This window comes from Streptomyces sp. NPDC107517, assembly GCF_055582645.1.
This window is the reverse complement of the sequence record NZ_JBVJPM010000015.1, coordinates 168,918-188,265: the sequence shown is the minus strand read 5'-3', so window position 1 is coordinate 188,265 and position 19,348 is coordinate 168,918. Positions and strand designations below refer to the sequence as shown.

16 protein-coding genes are annotated in these 19,348 nt (G+C 72.1%); 4 read left to right on the top strand and 12 right to left on the bottom strand.

The window, feature by feature from the left end; translation table 11 throughout:
* Positions 1–4 precede the first annotated feature (4 nt).
* From ACZ67T_RS30320 to ACZ67T_RS30285, 8 genes are all read right to left on the bottom strand, one after another.
* A complete protein-coding gene (locus ACZ67T_RS30320; protein ID WP_469988207.1) occupies positions 5–1,390 on the bottom strand; it encodes a hypothetical protein in 1,386 nt (461 codons plus the stop codon).
* Between the two features lie 321 nt (positions 1,391–1,711).
* Complete coding sequence (locus tag ACZ67T_RS30315; RefSeq protein ID WP_469988170.1) at positions 1,712–2,704, bottom strand: N-acetylglucosamine kinase; 993 nt, start codon at positions 2,702–2,704, stop codon at positions 1,712–1,714.
* Entirely contained in the window at positions 2,695–3,960 is a 1,266-nt protein-coding gene (locus tag ACZ67T_RS30310; RefSeq protein WP_469988169.1) for a 6-phospho-beta-glucosidase, read from the bottom strand. Before ACZ67T_RS30310 ends, ACZ67T_RS30315 begins: the two co-directional genes overlap by 10 nt.
* An 8-nt stretch (positions 3,961–3,968) precedes the next feature.
* A complete protein-coding gene (locus ACZ67T_RS30305) occupies positions 3,969–4,880 on the bottom strand; it encodes a carbohydrate ABC transporter permease (protein WP_469988168.1) in 912 nt (303 codons plus the stop codon).
* A gap of 5 nt (positions 4,881–4,885) precedes the next feature.
* Entirely contained in the window at positions 4,886–5,821 is a 936-nt protein-coding gene (locus tag ACZ67T_RS30300; protein WP_469988167.1) for a carbohydrate ABC transporter permease, read from the bottom strand.
* Positions 5,822–5,838: 17 nt separating this feature from the next.
* Complete coding sequence (locus ACZ67T_RS30295; protein ID WP_469988166.1) at positions 5,839–7,176, bottom strand: ABC transporter substrate-binding protein; 1,338 nt, start codon at positions 7,174–7,176, stop codon at positions 5,839–5,841.
* Between the two features lie 71 nt (positions 7,177–7,247).
* On the bottom strand, positions 7,248–8,426 hold the full coding sequence (locus ACZ67T_RS30290) for an ROK family transcriptional regulator (RefSeq protein ID WP_469988165.1): 1,179 nt from the start codon (positions 8,424–8,426) through the stop codon (positions 7,248–7,250).
* Positions 8,427–8,642: 216 nt separating this feature from the next.
* Positions 8,643–9,179 carry an HNH endonuclease gene (locus ACZ67T_RS30285; protein WP_100594167.1) on the bottom strand — a complete coding sequence of 179 codons (537 nt, stop codon included), beginning with the start codon at positions 9,177–9,179 and terminating at the stop codon, positions 8,643–8,645.
* A 259-nt stretch (positions 9,180–9,438) separates the two neighbouring features.
* On the opposite strand from ACZ67T_RS30285, the gene ACZ67T_RS30280 reads away from it, so the two are divergent.
* Entirely contained in the window at positions 9,439–10,500 is a 1,062-nt protein-coding gene (locus ACZ67T_RS30280) for a mechanosensitive ion channel family protein (RefSeq protein WP_469988164.1), read from the top strand.
* Between the two features lie 109 nt (positions 10,501–10,609).
* Here the strand turns inward: ACZ67T_RS30280 and ACZ67T_RS30275 are convergent, their stop codons facing one another.
* From ACZ67T_RS30275 to ACZ67T_RS30260, 4 genes are all read right to left on the bottom strand, one after another.
* On the bottom strand, positions 10,610–11,995 hold the full coding sequence (locus ACZ67T_RS30275; RefSeq protein WP_469988163.1) for an FtsX-like permease family protein: 1,386 nt from the start codon (positions 11,993–11,995) through the stop codon (positions 10,610–10,612).
* Complete coding sequence (locus ACZ67T_RS30270; protein WP_469988162.1) at positions 11,985–12,713, bottom strand: ABC transporter ATP-binding protein; 729 nt, start codon at positions 12,711–12,713, stop codon at positions 11,985–11,987. The genes ACZ67T_RS30275 and ACZ67T_RS30270 overlap by 11 nt, the downstream gene beginning before the upstream one ends.
* Positions 12,710–13,249, bottom strand: coding sequence for a PadR family transcriptional regulator (locus tag ACZ67T_RS30265; RefSeq protein WP_469988161.1), 540 nt, complete (start codon positions 13,247–13,249; stop codon positions 12,710–12,712). The genes ACZ67T_RS30270 and ACZ67T_RS30265 overlap by 4 nt, the downstream gene beginning before the upstream one ends.
* 95 nt (positions 13,250–13,344) lie before the next feature.
* A complete protein-coding gene (locus tag ACZ67T_RS30260) occupies positions 13,345–16,320 on the bottom strand; it encodes a beta-N-acetylglucosaminidase domain-containing protein (protein ID WP_469988160.1) in 2,976 nt (991 codons plus the stop codon).
* A 319-nt stretch (positions 16,321–16,639) separates the two neighbouring features.
* On the opposite strand from ACZ67T_RS30260, the gene ACZ67T_RS30255 reads away from it, so the two are divergent.
* Genes ACZ67T_RS30255 through ACZ67T_RS30245 form a run of 3 tightly spaced genes read left to right on the top strand, consistent with a single transcriptional unit; the run spans position 16,640 to position 19,245 of the window.
* The gene (locus tag ACZ67T_RS30255) at positions 16,640–16,885 is read left to right on the top strand and encodes a hypothetical protein (protein ID WP_384244274.1); all 246 of its coding nucleotides are present in this window, start codon (positions 16,640–16,642) and stop codon (positions 16,883–16,885) included.
* The gene (malQ, locus tag ACZ67T_RS30250) at positions 16,886–18,985 is read left to right on the top strand and encodes a 4-alpha-glucanotransferase (RefSeq protein WP_469988159.1); all 2,100 of its coding nucleotides are present in this window, start codon (positions 16,886–16,888) and stop codon (positions 18,983–18,985) included. It begins immediately after the preceding gene.
* A gap of 20 nt (positions 18,986–19,005) precedes the next feature.
* Positions 19,006–19,245, top strand: coding sequence for a hypothetical protein (locus tag ACZ67T_RS30245; RefSeq protein ID WP_469988158.1), 240 nt, complete (start codon positions 19,006–19,008; stop codon positions 19,243–19,245).
* The last annotated feature ends 103 nt before the right edge of the window (positions 19,246–19,348 follow it).

The following is a 19,348-nucleotide window of genomic DNA, read 5'->3' as shown; positions in this document are numbered from 1 at the left end:
CCTCTCACCGGTACTCCGAAAGCCTGCGCCCGATGCCGAGCACGGCGCCCGCCGCGCCCAGCACGGCGAGTACGGCGGCGCCCACCGGGAGCCCCGTCATCGCGCCGCGCCCGTCGGTGGCCGCCTGCTTGAACTCCGCCTGCTCGTGCGTCAGGGCGGACTGCAGTTCCTTGTCGACGTTGTCGAAGCACTCGCGGGTCGGCTTGTCCTGCGCGGAGCCGATCACCTTGTCGAGCGCCCCCTGGTAGTTGCCCGCGTCGTCCTGCTCGCGGGCGTCCTTGTGGCGGTCCTGCCACACCCGCATGTTGTCACCCGCGGCCAGGACGGGCCGCTTGCCCGTGCTGTCGTCGGCGAGTTTCGTCGCGTCCCCGAGCTTCGTGGCGAGCGTCTTCATCTGGTTCTGGTAGTCCACGTCGAAGGCGTCCTTGGCCACGCCCTTCACCTCGACGGTCTCGGCGCCGCGGCTGACCAGCGTCAGATTCTCGTTGCCCCGCGCCTTGAGGGAGGCGATGCGGGCGTCGTGCAGCACGTTCAGCGAGCGGACCCCGTGGTCGTACGACTCGTGGAGACCCGCGCGGGCGACGCTGTGCCCGACGACGAGCCAGAGGAGGACGACCGTGGACGCGGCGGTCGCCGCGACCAGGCCGTGGTTGAGCACGCGGTTCGTCCGGCGGTAGTTGCGCCGCTGGGCCCAGGTGAGCGCGCCGAGCGCGACGACGCCGAGGCCGATCGCGGCCCAGGGGTAGGGCGTGGCGCTGTCGTAGTCCGAGCGGAGCCGCTCGTTCTCCTTCTTGTACAGGTCCTCGGCCGCGGGGAGCATCTGCTCCTGCATCGTCTCGTTCGCGTACCGCAGGTAGGCGCCGCCCAGCGGGAAGCCCTGCCGGTTGTTCGCGCGGGCGCGCTCGATGAGGCCCTTGTACTGCGGCAGCAGCTTGTTCAGCTTCGAAATGGCGGCCGTGGAGGGGGAGTCGGGGTCCGAGTTCGCCGCGGCCGTCACGAGCTTTTCCGCGGCCGTGCTGATGTCCTTCTCGTACCGGTCCCGCGTCTCGGCCGGCTCCTGGCCGCCCGCCAGGAACCCGCTGGACGCCGCCGTGTTGGCGTCGGCGAGCGAGCGGTAGATGTCCGCCGCGTCGGCGCTCAGGGGCTGGCTGCTGTGCAGGACGTCGTCCGCGGCGGCCGAGCGGTCGGTCGTCTGCCAGGCCGTGACCGCGCCGAACGCGACGACGAGCAGGGCGAGTACGGCGCCGATGATGCGCAGGCGCCCCGGCTCCGTCGTCGCCGCGGCGCGCACCCGGTCGACGCCTTCCGCCCATGCGGTGCCGCGCGCGGGCGCGGCGGGCTCCGGGCCCTGCGCGTGCGGCGGCCGCACTTGCGGCGGCACGGACGGCATCGTGGGCGCGCCGATCGTCCCCGGCGGCGCTGTGCTGCCGTTCGGCGGGTTGTTCACTCGACCTCCCCCATGGTCATCGGCCGTCACTTCCGTCCGGCGTGCGGGGAGCGCGGGCGAAGGTGCACGGCCGCAAGTATTGCCGCAGGGACTGACATCCGCACAGCCATTGACTGGATCTTGTTCGGATTCCCGTGCGAACGCACCAAATCGACCGCCCCCTCGCCCGCCGTCGTGCAGCCCCTGCCCTTGAACACGTGAGGGGAATCCGATCGGTTCCCTCCGCGCGCGCCGGGCGCGGCAGCGCGTGCAGCAGGGGCCCGCTCAGCCGCCGAAGTGCGCCCGCACGCGCGCGTGCACGTCCTCGTCCGCCCCCACGGCGTCGAGGCCGAGCAGCACCGCGCCCAGGACGGGCGGGGCGCTGACCACACGCGGCACCGCCTTCGGGGCGCGCGCGGCGAGCATCTCCCGTATCCGGTCGTCGAGTTGGGGATGACGCGCGGCGAGCACCGAGCCGCCCAGGAGCACCGGAGCCTCCTCGTCGAGCAGGCCGAGCCGGTCCAGGGCCACCACGGACATGGCCACGACCTCGTCGCCCATGCGGTCGATCAGGGCGCGGGCCACCGGGTCGCCGTCCGCCGCCGTGGCGAACAGGACCGGCGTCAGCTCGTGCCGTCGCTCCATCGGGATGCGGCCCAGGTGCAGCGCCTCGATCAGCGCGTACATGGAGGGCAGCCCGAAGTGCGCGGGCAGGGAGCGCATCAGGGCGGTCGCGTCGCCACGGCCGTCCTCGGCGCGCGCCGCGTACCAGAGGGCCTCCTCGGCGAGGCCGCCGCCACCGCCCCAGTCCCCGGAGATCTTGCCGATCGCCGGGAAGCGGGCGGTGCGTCCGTCGGGCAGCATTCCGGCGCAGTTGATGCCGGCGCCGCACACGACGGCGACGCCGCGCGGCTCGGAGTCCTTGAGGAGCCCGGCGCGCAGGACGGCGAAGGTGTCGTTGCGTACGTCGACGGAGGCGGCCCAGCCGCGCGTGCGCAGCGCCGCCGCCAACTCCCGTTCCTCCACGGGGAGATCGGCGTTGGCGAGACACGCCGAGACGTGTCCCACCGTGGTCGTGCCCGCCTCGGCGAGCGCGCGGTCGACGGCCTCGGCGAGCACGTCGACGGCGGCTTCGACGCCCACCTTGGGCGGCTGGAACCCGCCGCCGCGGGCCGCGCCGACGACGGTGCCGTCGGCCGCGGCCACCGCGACGTCGGTCTTGCTGTTGCCGGCGTCGATCGCCAGCACCCAGCCGTTCACAGAAGAGCTCAGGCCCACGCGAGGTGCTCCCGGTTGTGCGCGATCAGCTGGTCCGTGAGCTGCTCGGCGTAGTCGATCTGGCCCACCAGCGGGTGGGCGAGCAGTGCCTTGAAGACGCGGTCGCGGCCGCCGCGCAGGGCGGCTTCGAGCGCCAGGTCCTCATAGGCGGTGACGTTCGCGATGAGGCCCGCGTACAGCGGGTCGAGCGCGGGCACGGCCAGCGGCCTCGCGCCCTTGCCGTCGACCGCCGCCTGCACCTCGATCACCGCGTCGTCCGGCAGGAACGGCAGGGTGCCGTTGTTGTACGTGTTGACGACCTGGTACGGGGAGCCGCCGCCCCCGAGGAGTGACGCCGCCAGGTCCACGGCCGCCTCGCTGTAGAAGGCGCCGCCCCGCCTGGCGAGCAGCTCCGGCTTCTCGTCGAGCGTCGGGTCGCCGTACATCTCCAGCAGCTCCCGCTCCATCGCGGCCACTTGGGAGGCCCGTGACGGCTTGGTGCGCATCTCCCGCACGGCCGCGTCGTGCTGGTAGTAGTAGCGCAGGTAGTAGGAGGGCACGACCCCGAGGCGGTCCACGATCGCGCGGGGCATGTGCAGGTCCTCGGCTATGGCGTCGCCGTGCTCGCCGATCAGGCGGGGCAGCACGTTCTCGCCGTCCGGGCCGCCGAGGCGGACGCCCAGCTCCCAGGTGAGGTGGTTGAGGCCGACGTGGTCGAGGTGCACCTGCGACGGCGTCACGTCGAGCAGCCGCGCGAACTTCCGCTGGAAGCCGATCGCGACGTTGCACAGACCGACGGCCTTGTGCCCGGCCTGGAGCAGCGCGCGGGTCACGATGCCGACCGGGTTGGTGAAGTCGATGATCCAGGCGTTCGGGTTCGCGCGGCGCACCCGCTCGGCGATGTCGAGGACCACCGGCACCGTGCGGAGCGCCTTCGCGAGGCCGCCCGCGCCGGTCGTCTCCTGGCCGATGCAGCCGCACTCCAGCGGCCAGGTCTCGTCCTGGTTGCGGGCGGCCTGGCCGCCGATGCGCAGCTGGAGCAGGACCGCGTCGGCGTCGGCGACACCGGCGTCCACATCGCTCGTCGTACGGATGACGCCGGGGTGACCCTGCTTGGCGAAGATGCGCCGCGCGAGGCCGCCGACCAGTTCCAGGCGGTCGGCCGCCGGGTCGACGAGCACGAGCTCCTCGATCGGCAGGGTGTCCCTCAGCCGCGCGAATCCGTCGATGAGTTCGGGTGTGTAGGTCGAGCCTCCGCCGACCACAGCGAGCTTCATATCGGTTCTCAGCCCTTTACTCCGGTGAGGGTGACGCCTTCGACGAAGGCCTTCTGTGCGAAGAAGAAGACGATGCAGACCGGCGCCATCACGAGGAGCGTCGCGGCCATCGTCAGGTTCCAGTTGACGCTGTGTGCGGACTTGAAGGACTCGAGGCCGTACGACAGCGTCCAGGACGCCGGGTTCTGGGCCGCGTAGATCTGCGGCCCGAAGTAGTCGTTCCAGCAGTAGAAGAACTGGAACAGCGCGATCGCGGCGATGCCCGGCTTGGCCATCGGGACAATGATCTTGAGCAGGGTCCGCAGCTCACCGCAGCCGTCGACCTTCGCCGACTCGATGTACTCCTTCGGGATCGTCAGGAGGAACTGACGGAGCAGGAAGATCGAGTACGCGTCGCCGAACGCCATCGGGATGATCAGTGGCCACAGGGTGCCCGACAGATGGAACTGCTGGGCCCACACCAAATACATCGGGATCACGATGACCTGCGGCGGCAGCATCATCGTCGAGATGACGAGGATCATCGCCGTCCGGCGGCCGCGGAAGCGGAACTTGGCGAGCGCGTACGCGACGGGGATCGCCGAGCACACGGTCAACAGGGTCCCGAGGCCCGCGTAGAGCAGGGAGTTCTTCCACCAGTCGAGGAAGCCGTCGGTCTCGAAGACGGCCTTGTAGTTCTCCCAGTGCCAGGAGTCAGGCCACAGGTCGCCGCTCATCGCCTGGCTGTCGCTCATCACCGACGTCAGGAAGACGAACACGAACGGCAGGATGAACAGCAGCGCGACGGCGATCGCGACGCTGTGCACGGCGATCCAGTGCAGGACGCGCTTGCGGCGGGCGCGTGCGGCGGCGGGGCCGGGCGCGGGCGGGGCGTCCGCGGGAGCCGCGGCCGGGGTGGGGCTGAGTGTCGTAGTCGTCATCTCGATCAGTCCTCCGCCGCGAGCAGACCCGAGCGCCTGCGCATGAGCAGCATGGTCACGGCCATGGCGATGGCGAAGAGCACGAGCGAGAGAACGCACGCCGCGCCGGTGTTGAAGTTCTGGAAGCCCATCGAGTAGACGAGCTGCGGGACGGTGAGCGTCGAGTGGTCCGGGTAGCCGGGCTGGATGACGCTGCCGGGGCCGATGGAGACGCCGGAGGCGATCTTTCCGGCGACCAGGGCCTGTGTGTAGTACTGCATCGTCTGCACGACACCGGTGACGACGGCGAACATGACGATCGGAGTGATCGACGGCCAGGTCACGTACCGGAACTTCGACCAGGCGCCCGCGCCGTCCAGCTCCGCGGCCTCGTACTGCTCCCTGGGTACGTCGAGCAGGGCGGCCATGAAGATCACCATCAGGTCGCCGATGCCCCACAGCGAGAGCATCACCAGGGACGGCTTGGCCCAGGCCGCGTCGTTGAACCAGTTCGGTCCGGTGATGCCGAGGTGCGCGAGGACCTCGTTGACCGGTCCCGTCGAGGGGTTGAGCAGGAAGACGAAGGCGACGGTCGCCGCCACCGGCGGGGCCAGGTACGGCAGGTAGAAGGCCGTACGGAAGAAGCCGGCGCCGGTCTTGATCTTCGTGATGAGCAGTCCCAGGGAGAGTCCGAAGACCACCCGCAGGGCCACCATCACGACGACCAGCCACAGCGTGTTCCACAGGGCGGGACCGAACAGCGGCATCTGCTCGAAGACGTACTTCCAGTTCCGCAGCCCCACGAAGTCGGGCTTCTGGATCTGGTTGTAGTGCATGAACGAGAAGTAGACGGTGGCGATCAGCGGGTACGCGAAGAAGACGCTGAAGCCGATCAGCCAGGGGGAGAGGAAGCCGAGCGTGCGCAGTCTGCGCCGCGCGGGATTGGACAGTGTCAAGGCCATGATGGAACTCCCGCTCCTCAGCTCTTCGACTGAAGGGTGTCGGCGTCGATCTGCCGGTCGAGCTCGCGCAGCCCCTTCTTGAGGTCGTGGACCTTGCCCGCCTCGACCGAGTACGAGAAGTCCTGCAGCGAGGTGACGTACATGCCGCCGTTGGTGGAGGGCGGCATGACCTGGCTGTACTTGTTCTGGGCGATGTCCAGGAAGGTGCGGAACGTCGGATCGGCGTCCAGCTTCGGCGACTTGAGGGCGGCGAACGTGGACGGCACGTTGTGGATCGCGTTGGCGAAGCTGACGACCTGATCGGTGTCGGAGGTCAGGTACTTGACCAGCTCCCAGGCCGCGTTCTGGTGCCTGCTGCTGTGCGCGATGCCCGCGACGGTGCCGGTGAGATAGCCGCGCCCGTACGTCTCGGCCTGGTCGTCGGGGACCGGCAGCGGTGCCACGCCCCAGTCGAAACCGACCTTGGCCTCGTTCATCATCAGGCCGCGCCACTCGCCGTCGAGGTGCATCGCCAGCTTGCCGTTCATGAACGCGTTCTGCGTGGACATCTCGTCACCGAAGGACGTCCGGAAGCGCTCCAGGGCGTTGTAGCCGCCCTGTGCCTCGACGAGCTTGTGGGCGGTGTCGAAGAACTTGTACGTCGCCGGGTCCTTCGCGAGCCGCGAGTCGCCCTTGGCGTCGAAGTACGTGGGGCCCCACTGGGCGAAGAGCCGGTCGGGGCTGTTCTGGTACAGGCGGAAGTTCGGCATGAAGCCGACGCGCTGATAGGAGCTGCCCGCACGCTTCGTGAGCCTCTTGGCGTCGGCCTCGAACTCGGACATGGTCCGCGGCGGCCGGCTGATGCCCGCCTCCTTGAACGCGTCCTTGTTGTAGTACATCCCGTACGCGTCGGCGAGCAGCGGCAGGGCGCACTGGTTGCCGTCGTAACTCGTGTAGTCCAGGAGGGTCTTGGGGAAGACCTTCGCCTTGTCGAGGCCGCTCTTCTTCATGAACGGGTCGAGGTCCGCCCACATGCCGGAGTCGCAGTACTGGCCCACGTTGTTGGTGGTGAACGAGGTCACCACGTCGGGGGCATCGTCGCCGCCGGCCCGCAGTGCCTGGTTGATGGTGGCGTCCGTGACGTTCCCGGTGGCCTGCACCTTGATGTTCGGGTGGAGCTTCTCGAAGCGGGCGATCGAGTCGTTGATCGCCTTCACCTCGCCGGGGGCCGACCAGCCGTGCCAGAACTTCAGTGTCACGGGCTTCGCCGGGTCGTCGTCGGCGCTGCCGACACTCGGGTTGGCGCAGCCGGACAGCAGCAGTCCGGCCGCGGCGAGCGCTAGGGGCGCGCGCAGGGGTATGCGCCATCGCGGCATGGCGAACGTCCTTTACCTGTACGGGAGTTGGAGGAAGTGACGAAAGACGGGGGAGGGGGAGGGGAGCGGGGTCAGACGTTGCTGGTGTCGAAGGCGATGTCGCGGGCCTGGGTCAGCGCCGAGCGCAGGGCGCCGGTGAGGATCGGATCGCCGTCGAGATCGCTGATCCGCAGCTGGGGCCGCGGCAGGGCGAGCCCGGTGAGTTCGTCCTCGACGCGGACGCGCAGCGCCTCGCCGCCGGCCTGGGCCACCTGTCCCGACAGGACGACGAGCTCGGGGTCGACGACGGCGACGACGGCGGCGAGCCCGGTGGCCAGGCGACGGGCCACCTCGGCGAGCACGGCGGGGTCGGCGAGCGCCTCTCCGAGGTCCTTGGCGCCCCCGGCGAGCAGCCGCACGGCGGGCGCGGCGACCAGGCTCTGGAAGCCGCCCCCCGCGTCCTCGCCGGCGATCTCCTCCTCGCCGCCGCGCGCCAGCGGGGCTCCGGGCAGCGGCATGTAGCCGATCTCGCCCGCGCCGCCGGTCGCGCCCCGCAGGAGCACGCCGCCGAGCACGATCGCCGCGCCGACACCCTCGTCGACATAGGCCAGCACGAAGTCGTCGTGGTCCTGCGCCGCGCCCTCGTACTGCTCGGCGATGGCGGCGAGATTGACGTCGTTCTCGATGGAGACCGGGGTGCCGAGGACCTCGGCGAGCTCGGCGCGCAGGGTGCGCGAGTGCCAGCCCGGCAGGTGCGGGGCGTACCGGAGCTGGCCGGTGTGCGGGTCGATGGCGCCGGGAGTGCCGATCACGGTGGCCGTGATGTCGTCGTGGCCGAGCCCGGCCTGCCGCAGGGCGCCGTCGAAGGCCTCGGCGACGAGCTGGGCGGTGCGGTTGCGCACGTCGTCGGCGACGGCGACGGCCTCGATGCGGCAGCGGCCGCGCTCGGCTCCGGCGATGTCGGCGACCACGGCGGTGATCCCGGTGGGGTCCGCGGAGACGGCCGCGATGTGGGCGGCGCCGGGGTGGATCTCGTACAGCACGGCGTTCGGCCCGGGCCGGCCGGTCTGGCTGCCCGTGGTGCGCACCAGGCCCACCGCTTCCAGCCGGCTGAGCAACTGGGAGGTGGTGGGCTTGGACAGGCCGGTCAGCTCACCGATCCGGGTACGGGTCAGCGGGCCGTGCGCGACGAGGAGGTCGAGGGCCGCGCGGTCGTTCATGGCGCGCAGGACGCTCGGGGTACCGGGGGTTCCCGGGGGCGTACCGGCCATGGCCTGTCTCCTCGCAGCACTGTTAGGAAGGTTTCCTATTGATGTGCGAGGAACGTAAGCCGTGGGTGAAGGGGGCGTCAATAGCCGACGGCCGTCAGGCAGCCAAGTCGTTACCCGCGCGGTCCGGGCCCGCCGCGCACGCGTAGTGGCCGTACGCCGGGAGGCGTACGGCCACCTGGTGACGCGCGCCCGCAAACGCGAAGACCCGGATCGTTGTCAGGCGGAAATGCCTTCGATCCGGGCCAGGGCCTCGTCCGCGCCGAACGGCTGCAAGTACGGCAGCCAGCGCGGATCCCTGTGCCCGGTCCCGATGATGCGCCAGGCGAGCCCGGTCGGCGGGGCCGGCTTGTGCCGCAGGCGCCAGCCGATCTCGACCAGGTGACGGTCGGCCTTGACGTGGTTGCAGCGGCGGCAGGACGCGACCACGTTCTCCCACGCGTGCTGGCCGCCGCGGCTCTTGGGGATGACGTGGTCGACGCTGGTTGCGACGCCACCGCAGTACATGCACCGCCCGCCGTCCCTGGCGAACAGCGCCCGCCGGGTCAGAGGAACGGGCCCCCTGTAAGGGACCCGGACGAACCGCTTGAGGCGGACCACGCTGGGTGCAGGGACAGTACAGGTTGCGCTGTGCATATAGGCGCCGGACTCCTCGAGGCACATGGCCTTGTTCTCGAGGACCAGAACGAGCGCGCGGCGGAGCGGTACGACGCCGAGTGGCTCGTACGACGCGTTGAGGACCAGGACATGCGGCACGGATGCCTCCTTGTACGCCGGCGGCGCGTGGCTCGCGCCGGGACGATCTGTAGTCAGTTTCCCCTCATGGCCTGCACAAGCGCCACCATGTCCCGGTAACGGGCTGGGAGTGTTTTCGACCACACCCCCTACATCCCCAGGTGGGGACCGCCTCTCCCTCGAACATGACAACGATCCGCACACGATGCCCCGTTAGTGTGGTGGGTCTGCCCGTAACTTCGCCTTTCACGGGCGGCCGCTATGCCTGGAGGTTTCTGCCGTGATCTTGTCCGTCCTGTCGGCGTCCGACTCGTCCTCGGACCCGGCCACATTCAAGGACGCCCAGGAGCAGGCCACGAACGCCGCCAGCTGGGTCGAGCAGAACTGGTCCACCTGGCTGGGTATAGGCCTGCGCATCCTGCTCATCGTCGTCATCGCCGCGGTCCTCAGAGTGGCCATCCGGCGCGCCATCACCAAGCTCATAGAGCGCATGAACCGCACGGCGCAGGCCGTCGACGGCACAGCGCTCGGGGGCCTGCTGGTCAATGTGGAGCGCCGCCGGCAGCGCTCGCAGGCCATCGGCAGCGTGCTGCGCTCGGTCGCCTCCTTCGTGATTCTCGGCACAGCCGCCCTGATGATCCTGGGCACGTTCCAGATCAATCTGGCCCCGCTGCTCGCCTCGGCGGGCGTCGCGGGTGTGGCGATCGGCTTCGGCGCCCGCAACCTCGTCACGGACTTCCTGTCCGGCGTCTTCATGATCCTCGAGGACCAGTACGGCGTCGGGGACAGCATCGACGCGGGCGTCGCCTCGGGTGAGGTGATCGAGGTCGGCCTGCGCGTCACCAAGCTGCGGGGCGCCGACGGCGAGATCTGGTACGTCCGCAACGGCGAGGTCAAGCGCATCGGCAACCTCTCGCAGGGCTGGGCCACCGCGAACGTCGACGTCACCGTCCGCTCGGACGAGGACCTGGTCAAGGTCAAGGAGACGCTGGCCGAGGTCGGCGTCGCCATGAGCAAGGACGAGCCCTGGAACGAGATGCTGTGGGGCCCGGTCGAGGTCCTCGGCCTGGACAGCGTGCTCCTCGACTCCATGGTCGTGGGCGTCTCGGCGAAGACGATGCCCGGCAAGTCCCTCACCGTGCAGCGCGAGCTGCGCTGGCGCATCAAGCTGGCCTTCGACGAGGCCGGGATCCGCATCGTGGGCCGCCTCCCTCTGCAGGCCGGGGACGAGGCCGCCGCCGACCCGACGGCCGGCATGTCGGCCCCGTCCGCCTACGCGTCGAGCACGTCCCCGCAGTCCCTCGCGGCCTCCCCGATCACGCCGCCGAACCTGGCGAAGTAGAAGCAGAAGCAGAAGTACCGCTGGAGCAGTACTCCAAATGGGGCGCCGTCCGGAACCACGGTTCCGGACGGCGCCCCGTCTCCTTTCCCCCGTCCCGCCGGGCCGCGCGTCACCCCGCGCGCAGCTCCGAGGGATGGACCGAGCGCCGCAGCAGCGGCAGCGACGTGGCGGCGGCCCCGACGCAGGCGGCGTACACGACCGGCGGGACCAGCAGCGGCATGAGCACCGGAACGCTCCCGCCGGCCGCCGCCGCGTAGGCGGCGTGTACGGCCGTGCCGCCGAGCGTCGCGAGGACGACGGCCGGCGCCAGCGGCAGGGCGGTCTCCAGGAGCAGAGCGCGCGCCAGGACCCGGTGCGGGACTCCGGACGCGGCCTGGGCGGCGAGGGTGCGGCGGCGGGTCGCCACCGACTCGGCGGTGCCCACGGCGAGGCTGAAGAGGCTGATCGCGAGGGCCACGAGAACGGCGCCGCCCGTGAGGTCGATGCCGAACGTGTAGTAGCTCAGGTCCATGCCCATGTGGCCCTCGCGCTGCGATTGGTGCAGATCGTCGAGCAGGACTTCCCGGATGCCGACGAAGGCGACGCCCACGACCGTGACGAGGAGCACCGCCGCGTGCGTGCGGGCGGCGGCCCAGGCGTCCTGGCGCAGCCGGTTCGCCGCGATGATCACGGTGGGGCTTGCGCTGCGTCCCGCCAGGCGCGCGCCGATCAGGCGGGACGAGGCCCCGGCCACCCACACCGCGCCCGCCCCGGTCACGACGATCACCGCGCACACCAGCAGGGGTGCGGCCGCGACGTCACGGGTGCCGCGCAGGACGAGCAGCGCCGAGCCGGCCACGACGAGCAGCACCGGCACGATCAGACCGACGAGGAAGCCGGGCCCGTGGTCGGCAGTGACCCGGCGCACCTGACCGAGCGGCGACGCCACCACGCGGCGCAGCGCGAACACGCTCACCCCGGCGCCCGCGGCCGGCACCGCGAGGGCCACGGCCACGAAACCGGCCCAGGCCGTCGGCACGGGATATCCCGTCGTGGCGAGCATCGCCCCGAACGCGATCAGTGCGAGGACGGAACCGGCGAGGCACGCGAGCCCCGACTCCAGCGCCGCGATCCGCCGCACCTGACGCGGCCCGGCCCCGGCGAGCCGCAGCGCGGCGAGCCTGCGGTCCCGGTGCACCGCGCCGACGCGGGCGCACTGCCCGAGCAGCCCGGCCACGGGCACGAGGAGCAGCAGCAGCGCGACGACCACGCCCTGGCGTGTGCCCGGCTCGTCGAGCAGACCGTTCCCGTACGGGACGGACACCTGGTGGCCGGTGAGGGCGGCGAGGGCGGCTGCGCCGAGGCAGAACGCCGTGGCGAGCGCCGCGCCGAACGCGGTGAGCGCCAGCCGCCACCGCTCGCGGCGGTCGGAGCCGGTGACCAGGGTCCAGGCGAGCCGGGTGTCGGTGCGTACGGAGGGCCGCGTGGTGGCGCGGGCCGCGACGTCAGTGGTCATGGGACACCGCCTGGGGGAGCTCCGCGTCCTGCTGGACCGCGCCGTCGTGCAGCCGCACCTCGCGGTCGGCGTACGCGGCGACCTGCGCGTCGTGGGTGATGAGGACGACGGCGGTGTGGGTCTCGCGGGCCGAGTGCGCGAGGGCCGTCATCACCTGTTCGCCGCCCAGGGAGTCGAGCGCCCCGGTCGGCTCGTCGGCGAAGACGATGCGCGGGCCGGTGACCAACGCGCGTGCCAGAGCGGCTCGTTGGACCTGTCCGCCGCTCATCTCGCCGGGCCGCAGCTCGCGCTGTCCGCGCACGCCGAACCGTTCGAGCCAGGCGTCTGCCCGCGCGTGGGCCTCGGCGCGCGGGACGCCCGCGAGCAGCAGAGGCAGCGCCACGTTGTCGATCACCGGCAGTTCCGGGATGAGCTGGCCGAACTGGAAGACCACGCCGAACTCGGTGCGCCGCAGTTCGCTCAGCCGCTCCTCCGGGAGCCGGTCGAGCTGCTCGTGCCCGTACGACACGGACCCCGCGTCCGGCCGCACGATCCCGGACAGGCAGTGCAGCAGTGTGGACTTGCCGCTGCCGCTGGCACCGGAGACGGCGAGGATCTCGCCCGCGTGCAGGTCGAGCGCGGCGCCGCGCAGCGCCTCGGTCCTGCCGTACGACTTCACCAGGCCCCGGGCGGCCAGCAGGGGCGCTCCGGCCGGGACTTCGCGTGCTTGCGTGCTCATGCTGCGGTGACCTCCGCGGTCAGGGTGGAGAGCCGGGCCGCGGTGGTGTTCATCCAGCGCAGATCGGCGTCGAGGTGGGCGAGGGCGTAGTCGGCGGAGAGGACGGTGGTGAGATCCGCGCCGGGGCCGGTCTTGACGGCGGTGAGCTCACGCATCCGCGCCATGTGGGCGGCCCGCTGCTCCCGCAGCACGGCGGCCGGGTCCACGGCGTCGTCGACCAGGATCGACACGACGACCTTGGCGAAGATCTCGTTGGTCACGAAGGGTGCGGGCGGCGTGATCTCCCCTGTCCACCGGACGAGTTCACTCGCTCCTTCGGTCGTGGACCGGTACAGCGTGCGTTCGGGGCCGCCGTCGGACTCGGTGCCCTCGACGTCGGCGAGGCCGTCGCGCACCAGGCGTTGCAGGGTCGTGTAGACCTGCGCGTAGGCCAGCGGGCGGGCCTGCGGGAAACGTTCGTCGTAGCGCCGCTTGAGGTCGTAGCCATGGCTCGGCCCCCCAGCCAGCAGCCCGAGAAGGACGTGACGGGTGCTCATGGACTCAGTATGTACTCGGTATATGTACTGAGTACATAGTGGCGCGGGGGGAGGTTGAGGTCAGGTCAGAAGTGAGAAATGGAGTTCCGCTTACGTCACTCCGCGACCGCGTACGCCTCCACCGACCACAGCGAATAGCCGTACCGCGTGGCCCGCCTGTCGCCCTGGATCCGGACGAAGCGGGTGTCGCGGGCGTCCATGCGGACCGACTCGCGGCCGCCGTGGCCGTCCTTCACCGTCGCGGCCGTGCGCCACGACTTTCCGTCGGCGGACGTCTGGACGCGGTAGCCCTTCGCGTACGCGTCCTGCCAGTGCAGCACCACCTGGCCGAGGCGCACCGGCTTCGCCAGTTCGACCTGCCACCAGGCGCCGTCCTCGGCGGGCGAGGACCAGCGGGTCTCCGGGTCGCCGTCGCTCGCGGCGGACGCCGGGAAGTCCGCGGTCTCGTCGGCCGAGGACGAGGGCCTGCCCTCCCGGGCCAGGTCCGGGCCCGCCGTACGCGGGTACGCCCGCACCGACACCGTGCGCGTCGTGCCGGCGAAGCTGACCGGCACGTCGTACGTGCCCGCCGGGGTGCCCTCCGGGACGGTGATGTCGACCGGGGCGCTCACCTGCGTGCCGCGCGGGAGCGTCGCCTGCGCGGGCAGCGTCACCTTGATGCCGTGCGGGCCCTCCGCGCTGAGGCGCCCCTCCACGGAGCCGGGCCGCTGCGGTGTCAGGCGCGCCGTCACCCGCCGCGCGCCGCCGCCGATCTCCGCGTCCAGCTCCGTGCGGGCCAGCTCGAACGAGGCGTCGGGGGAGTCCGCGTACCAGGGGACGACATGGCGCACGGCGCCCTTCGAGACGCCGGACACCCGGATCGCGTCCGCCCTCACGTCCTTCGGCCTGCGTTCGGTGAACCCGCTGTCGGTGAGCGTGCCGACGGACTTCCAGCCCTCGCCCGGCACATGGACCTGCACGGTGCCGTGGGTGCCGGGGTCGGCCAGGACCGTCACCGCGGTGAGCCGCCGCGCCCGCGGCAGCTTCGCCTCCCCGTCACGCGTCGCGTCCGCGTGACCCGTCCCCGCCCACGCCGCGTACGCCTTCTGCGCCCGGTCGAGGAACGGGTCCAGCACACCCTTGCCCACGGTGACTCGACCGGACTTCAGGTTCGCGCGCCGGTGCTCCAGGAGCCGCGCGGCCCGCCACGCCGCCGCCCCGTCACCGCGGGCCTGCGCGTCCAGCATGTCGACGGCCGTCTCCCCGGCCTCCCCGTACCGCGCCAACTGGTCGCTCCAGGGACGCACTTCCTGGTCCACCGGCGTGGCCTCGAGCCGCTCCGGAGCCCGCCGCATCACGGTGAACGCGTCCCGCAGCTTCTTCGCCGCCGCCTCGTACCGTGCGCGGTCGGTGAGCACCTTCGTACGGGAGTCCCAGAAGCCGGAGAGCACCGGCTTCAGATACGCGGACTCGTCCTCGCCGAGCACGGACGACGCGTCGTTGCCCGCCAGCGCGCCGAGCGCCTCACGGGTGGGCGCGTCACCGCCCGCCAGGTCGTCGATCGCGGCCTTCCAGGACTCCTGCGGGCGGTAGTCGCGCGGGTTCCACGCATAGTCCGCCGTCGTGAACAGTGGGATGCGGGAGGCCGCGGGCTGCTCCATCGCGTTGGCGAGCAGCGCCGCCGAACCCATCGCCACCGCGGGCTCGCGGCCCGTGTAGGGGCCGAGGAAGATGCGGTCCTGCGCGTAGTCGTTGACCGGGTAGTTGTCCATCGTGACGAGGCTGTGCCCGGAGCCGAACGCGGCCCGCGCGCCCGCCAGTTCGCGCCCGGTGATCGTGCGCGGGACCACGCCGACGCCCGTCCACGCCACCTCGACGGAGTCGTCGAGCCCGCCCGCGAGCGCCCCGCGGTACTCCGTCGACCCGTCCTGGTAGAACTCCGTCGGCATCAGCGACAGCGGCCCCGCGCCCGGGTGTCGCGCGGCGAGGTGCCGCGCCACCGCGTTCGCCACGCGCGCCTGCGCCCGCGCCGCCGCCTTCGGCCCCGAGCCGAACGTCTTCGCGTCCGCCTCGCAGTGCCACTCGCTGTACGACACGTCCTGGAACTGCAGCTGGAAAGCCCGCACGCCGAGCGCCCACATGGCGTCGAGCTTGCGGTTCAGGGCCCTGATGTCGTCGTCCGACGACATGCACATCGCCTGCCCGGGCGCCACGGCCCAGCTCAGCGTCACGTGGTTGGCGCGCGCCCGCTCGGCAAGGGCCCGGAAGTCATCGCGCTGGGCGGCCGGATACGTCTCGCGCCACCGCGCCTGCCGGTACAGGTCGTCGCCCGGCGCGTACAGATAGCGGTTCTGCTTCGTGCGTCCCATGAAGTCCAGCTGGTCGAGCCGCTGTTCACGGGTCCACGGGGTTCCGTAGAAGCCCTCCGTCATGCCGCGCACGGCCGTCCCCGGCCAGTCGCGCACGACGACCCCGGCGACCTTCCGCCCGTTCACCAGCTGCCGGAACGTCTGCACGGCGTGGAACAGGCCGTCGTCGCCGACGCCTTCCATGGCGACGGTGTCCCGGCCGTCCGTCCGCCCGGCGGCGAGCCGGTACCCGCCGGACGGCAGGTCCTTGCGGGCCGACGCGCCGAGAGCGCCTAGCGCCGTCTCGAGGCCCTGTCCGCGGCCGGGGCGGGCGTCCGCCGCTCCCCAGCCGTCACCGGACGCGGTCCCGGCGGCCACGGTGCCGATCCGCACCACGAGCGCGGGACCGCCGGGCACGGCCTTCTCGTCGTCGACCTCGGTGATGTGCCGGGCGCCCGCCCCGCGCAGCGCGGTGCGCAGCGCGTCCACCGCGTACCGGTCGGCGCCGCGTCCGGTGACGAGGACGACCTCGTCGGTCACGGTCACGGAGTCCGCGCCGGAGGCCGTACGCAGCGACTGCGGCCGGGGCCACACCGCGGGCGTTCCCGTGTCGCTGTCCCGGTCACCCGTGGAGAGCGTGGGCCCGGGCGGGGCCGCCACCGCTCCGGAGGCTCCCCCGAGCGCACTGGCGATGACGGCGACAGCGACGGCCGCCGCCCCCTTCCTGTGGCGCCGGAGCTGCACGGCTCACTCCTCGTTGGTCTCGGCTCGGTGGTGGGACCGGTCACGGGTGTCCCAGGGTGGCAACCGAGCCCACCATTTGCCGGGTCGGAGTGTCAACGGGAGTGGCCGTTGTGCCGCAATTGCCCGGCCGGGAGTACCGGGACGAGGTGATTCGTGCCGTCCACTGGCGAACTACCGCCCATGGAACAGAATGTGACCAGTAACACGTTGTCGGGCCGTTCATGTCTGCCGCCGCGTTCGCTGGGTAGAGCTGCCGAGACCGTCGCCCACGAAAAGATCGACGACAAGACCCGCGAAGAACCGCGAAAAGGAGGCCTTCATGGCCGCATCGGCGCACCTTCTGCTCTCGGCCCTGTCCAAACAGGCGGACGTGATCCTGCCCGCCCCCGCCCTGCCTCTGCCGGACGAGTTCGCGTTCGGCGCCGAACTGCCCCTCACCAGCGAGCCGCCCCTCGCCGACGCGGAGCCGCTGACCAGCGAGCCCGCCCTCATCGACGTAGCACCTCTCACGAGCGAGCCGACTCCTTCGGGTCCGGTCGCGGGCCTGGACGCCTCGGGGGTCTAGGTGACGCTGGCCCGGCTCGCCGCGCTGCACGGGATCGCCCCGTCCTACTCGCCGTCACCCGGCCGCACGGTCGAGGCCCCGGACGCCGCGCTCGTCGCCGTCCTCGCCGCCCTCGGTGTCGACGCGCGCACCCCGGAGTCCGTACGGGATGCGCTGGTCGCGCGCGAGGCGGAGACCGCGGCGTGGCTGCTGCCGCCGACGGTCGTGCTGTGGTCCGGTGAGCCCGCCCCGGTCTGGGTGCGGGAATTACCCGACGGCGTGACGCTCGAGCTGGCCACCGAGCAGGGTGAACGTGTCGACGACTGGCGGCCACCGGGACCGGTACCTCTCGGCGTCCACCGGCTGCGGGCCACCGCCCCCGACGGGTCGACGGCCGACGCCCACCTGATCGTCGCCCCGCCGCGCGTGCGCACCCCGGGTGAACGCACGTACGGGCTGCTCGTGCAGCTCTACTCCCTCCTGTCGGCGAAATCCTGGGGCATGGGCGACCTCGGTGACCTGGCCGACCTCGCGGCCTGGGCGGGCCGCACCGCCGCCGCCGGGTTCGTGCAGGTCAACCCGCTGCACGCGGCCGTACCCCGCGGAGAGGGACCCACCGACCCCTCCCCGTACCGCCCGTCGTCCCGCCGCTTCCCCGACCCGGTGCACCTGCGCGTCGAGGACATCCCCGAGTACGCCTATCTGCCCGACGCCGACCGCGACCGCGTGCGCGAGCTGCTCGCCGAGGCCGCCCGGCTGCGCGACGGCGTCCTGCACAAGGGCGCCCTGATCGACCGCGACGCCGTGTGGGACCTCAAGCGCCGCGCCCTCGACCTCGTCGTGCGCGTCCCGCTCAGCCCCGGCCGCCGCGCCGCCTACTGGGACTTCCTCGCCGAGCAGGGCGCGGACCTGGACCACCACGCCACCTGGTGCGCGCTCGCCGAGCGGCACGGCCCCGACTGGCACACCTGGCCCGAGCCCCTGCGCGACCCCGGATCCAGCGAAACGGCCCACGCCCGCACCGAGTTGATGGACCGTGTCGACTTCCACAGCCACCTCGCCTGGCTCACCGACGCCCAACTCGCCACCGCCCAGCGCTCCGCGCTCGACGCGGGCATGCCCGTCGGACTCGTCCACGACCTGGCCGTGGGCGTGCATCCGGAGGGCGCCGACGCCTGGGCCCAGCAGCACATCTTCGCCGCGGGCATGTCCATCGGCGCGCCCCCGGACGCCTTCAACTCCCGCGGCCAGGACTGGGGTCTGCCGCCCTGGCGCCCCGACCGGCTCGCCGCCGTCGGCTACGCCCCCTACCGCGCGCTCCTGCGCGGCCTGCTCGCCCACGCGGGCGCGGTCCGCATCGACCACGTCATGGGCCTGTTCCGGCTGTGGTGGGTGCCGGCCGGACAGCCGCCGACCGAGGGGGCGTACGTCCGTTACGACGCGGAGGCGATGCTCGCCGTACTCGCCCTGGAGGCCGGCCGCGCCGACGCCCTGGTGATCGGCGAGGACCTCGGCACGGTCGAGCCCGGCGTCCGTGAAGCCCTGCACGCGCGCGGAGTGCTCGGCACCTCCGTGCTGTGGTTCGAGCGGGACTGGGACGGCACGGGCCGCCCGGTGCCGCCGGAGCGCTGGCGTACGGACTGCGTGGCCACCGCCACCACCCACGACCTGCCGTCCACCGCGGCCCGGCTGACCGGCGACCATGTGCGGCTGCGCGACAGCCTCGGCCTCCTCGGGCGGCCGCTCGCGCGGGAGCAGGCCGAGGCCGCGGCGGAAGTCGCCGAGTGGGCCGCCCTGTTCGCGCGCCTCGGCCTGCTGCCCGGCGGCGGGGGACAGGGCCTGTGCGAGGAGGAGGAGATCCGCGCCGTCCACCGCTTCCTGCTGCGCACCCCGGCGCGCATGGTCGGCGTCTGGCTGCCCGACGCCGTCGGCGACCGGCGCCCGCAGAACCTGCCGGGGACCTCGGACGAGTACCCGAACTGGCGCCTCCCGATCGCCGACGCCACCGGCCGTCCGGTCACCTTCGAGGAACTCACGGCCTCCCCGAGGGCGCACGCGCTGATCGAGGTCCTGCGGTCCGGACTGCCCCGTACGGCACCCCCGGGCGCGCGGCCCGTTTAGGGGTTCGCTACGTTTGCACCGTGGACAAGAAGAACGCCCTGCGCGCCGGCGCCCTGGCTGCCGGTACGACGCTGATGATGCTGCTCATGACGTCCCCCGCGCTCGCGCTGGCGCGCGACGACGGTGACGACCCCGGTCAGGGCCTCTCCGTCATCGAGACGCTCGGCCTCTATGTCGTGGCGCCGATCGTGCTGTTCCTGGTGATCGCCGGCCTCGTGATCGTCGGTGACAAGTCCCGCAAGCCGCAGAAGCAGGGCTGACCACCGCACCTCTGACGTATGTCTTCGCCGAGGGCGTCCTCGTGTGCACCACGCACCGAGGGCGCCCTCGGTGCGTTCCCGGCCCGTTCCGCGGTCGCTCGGC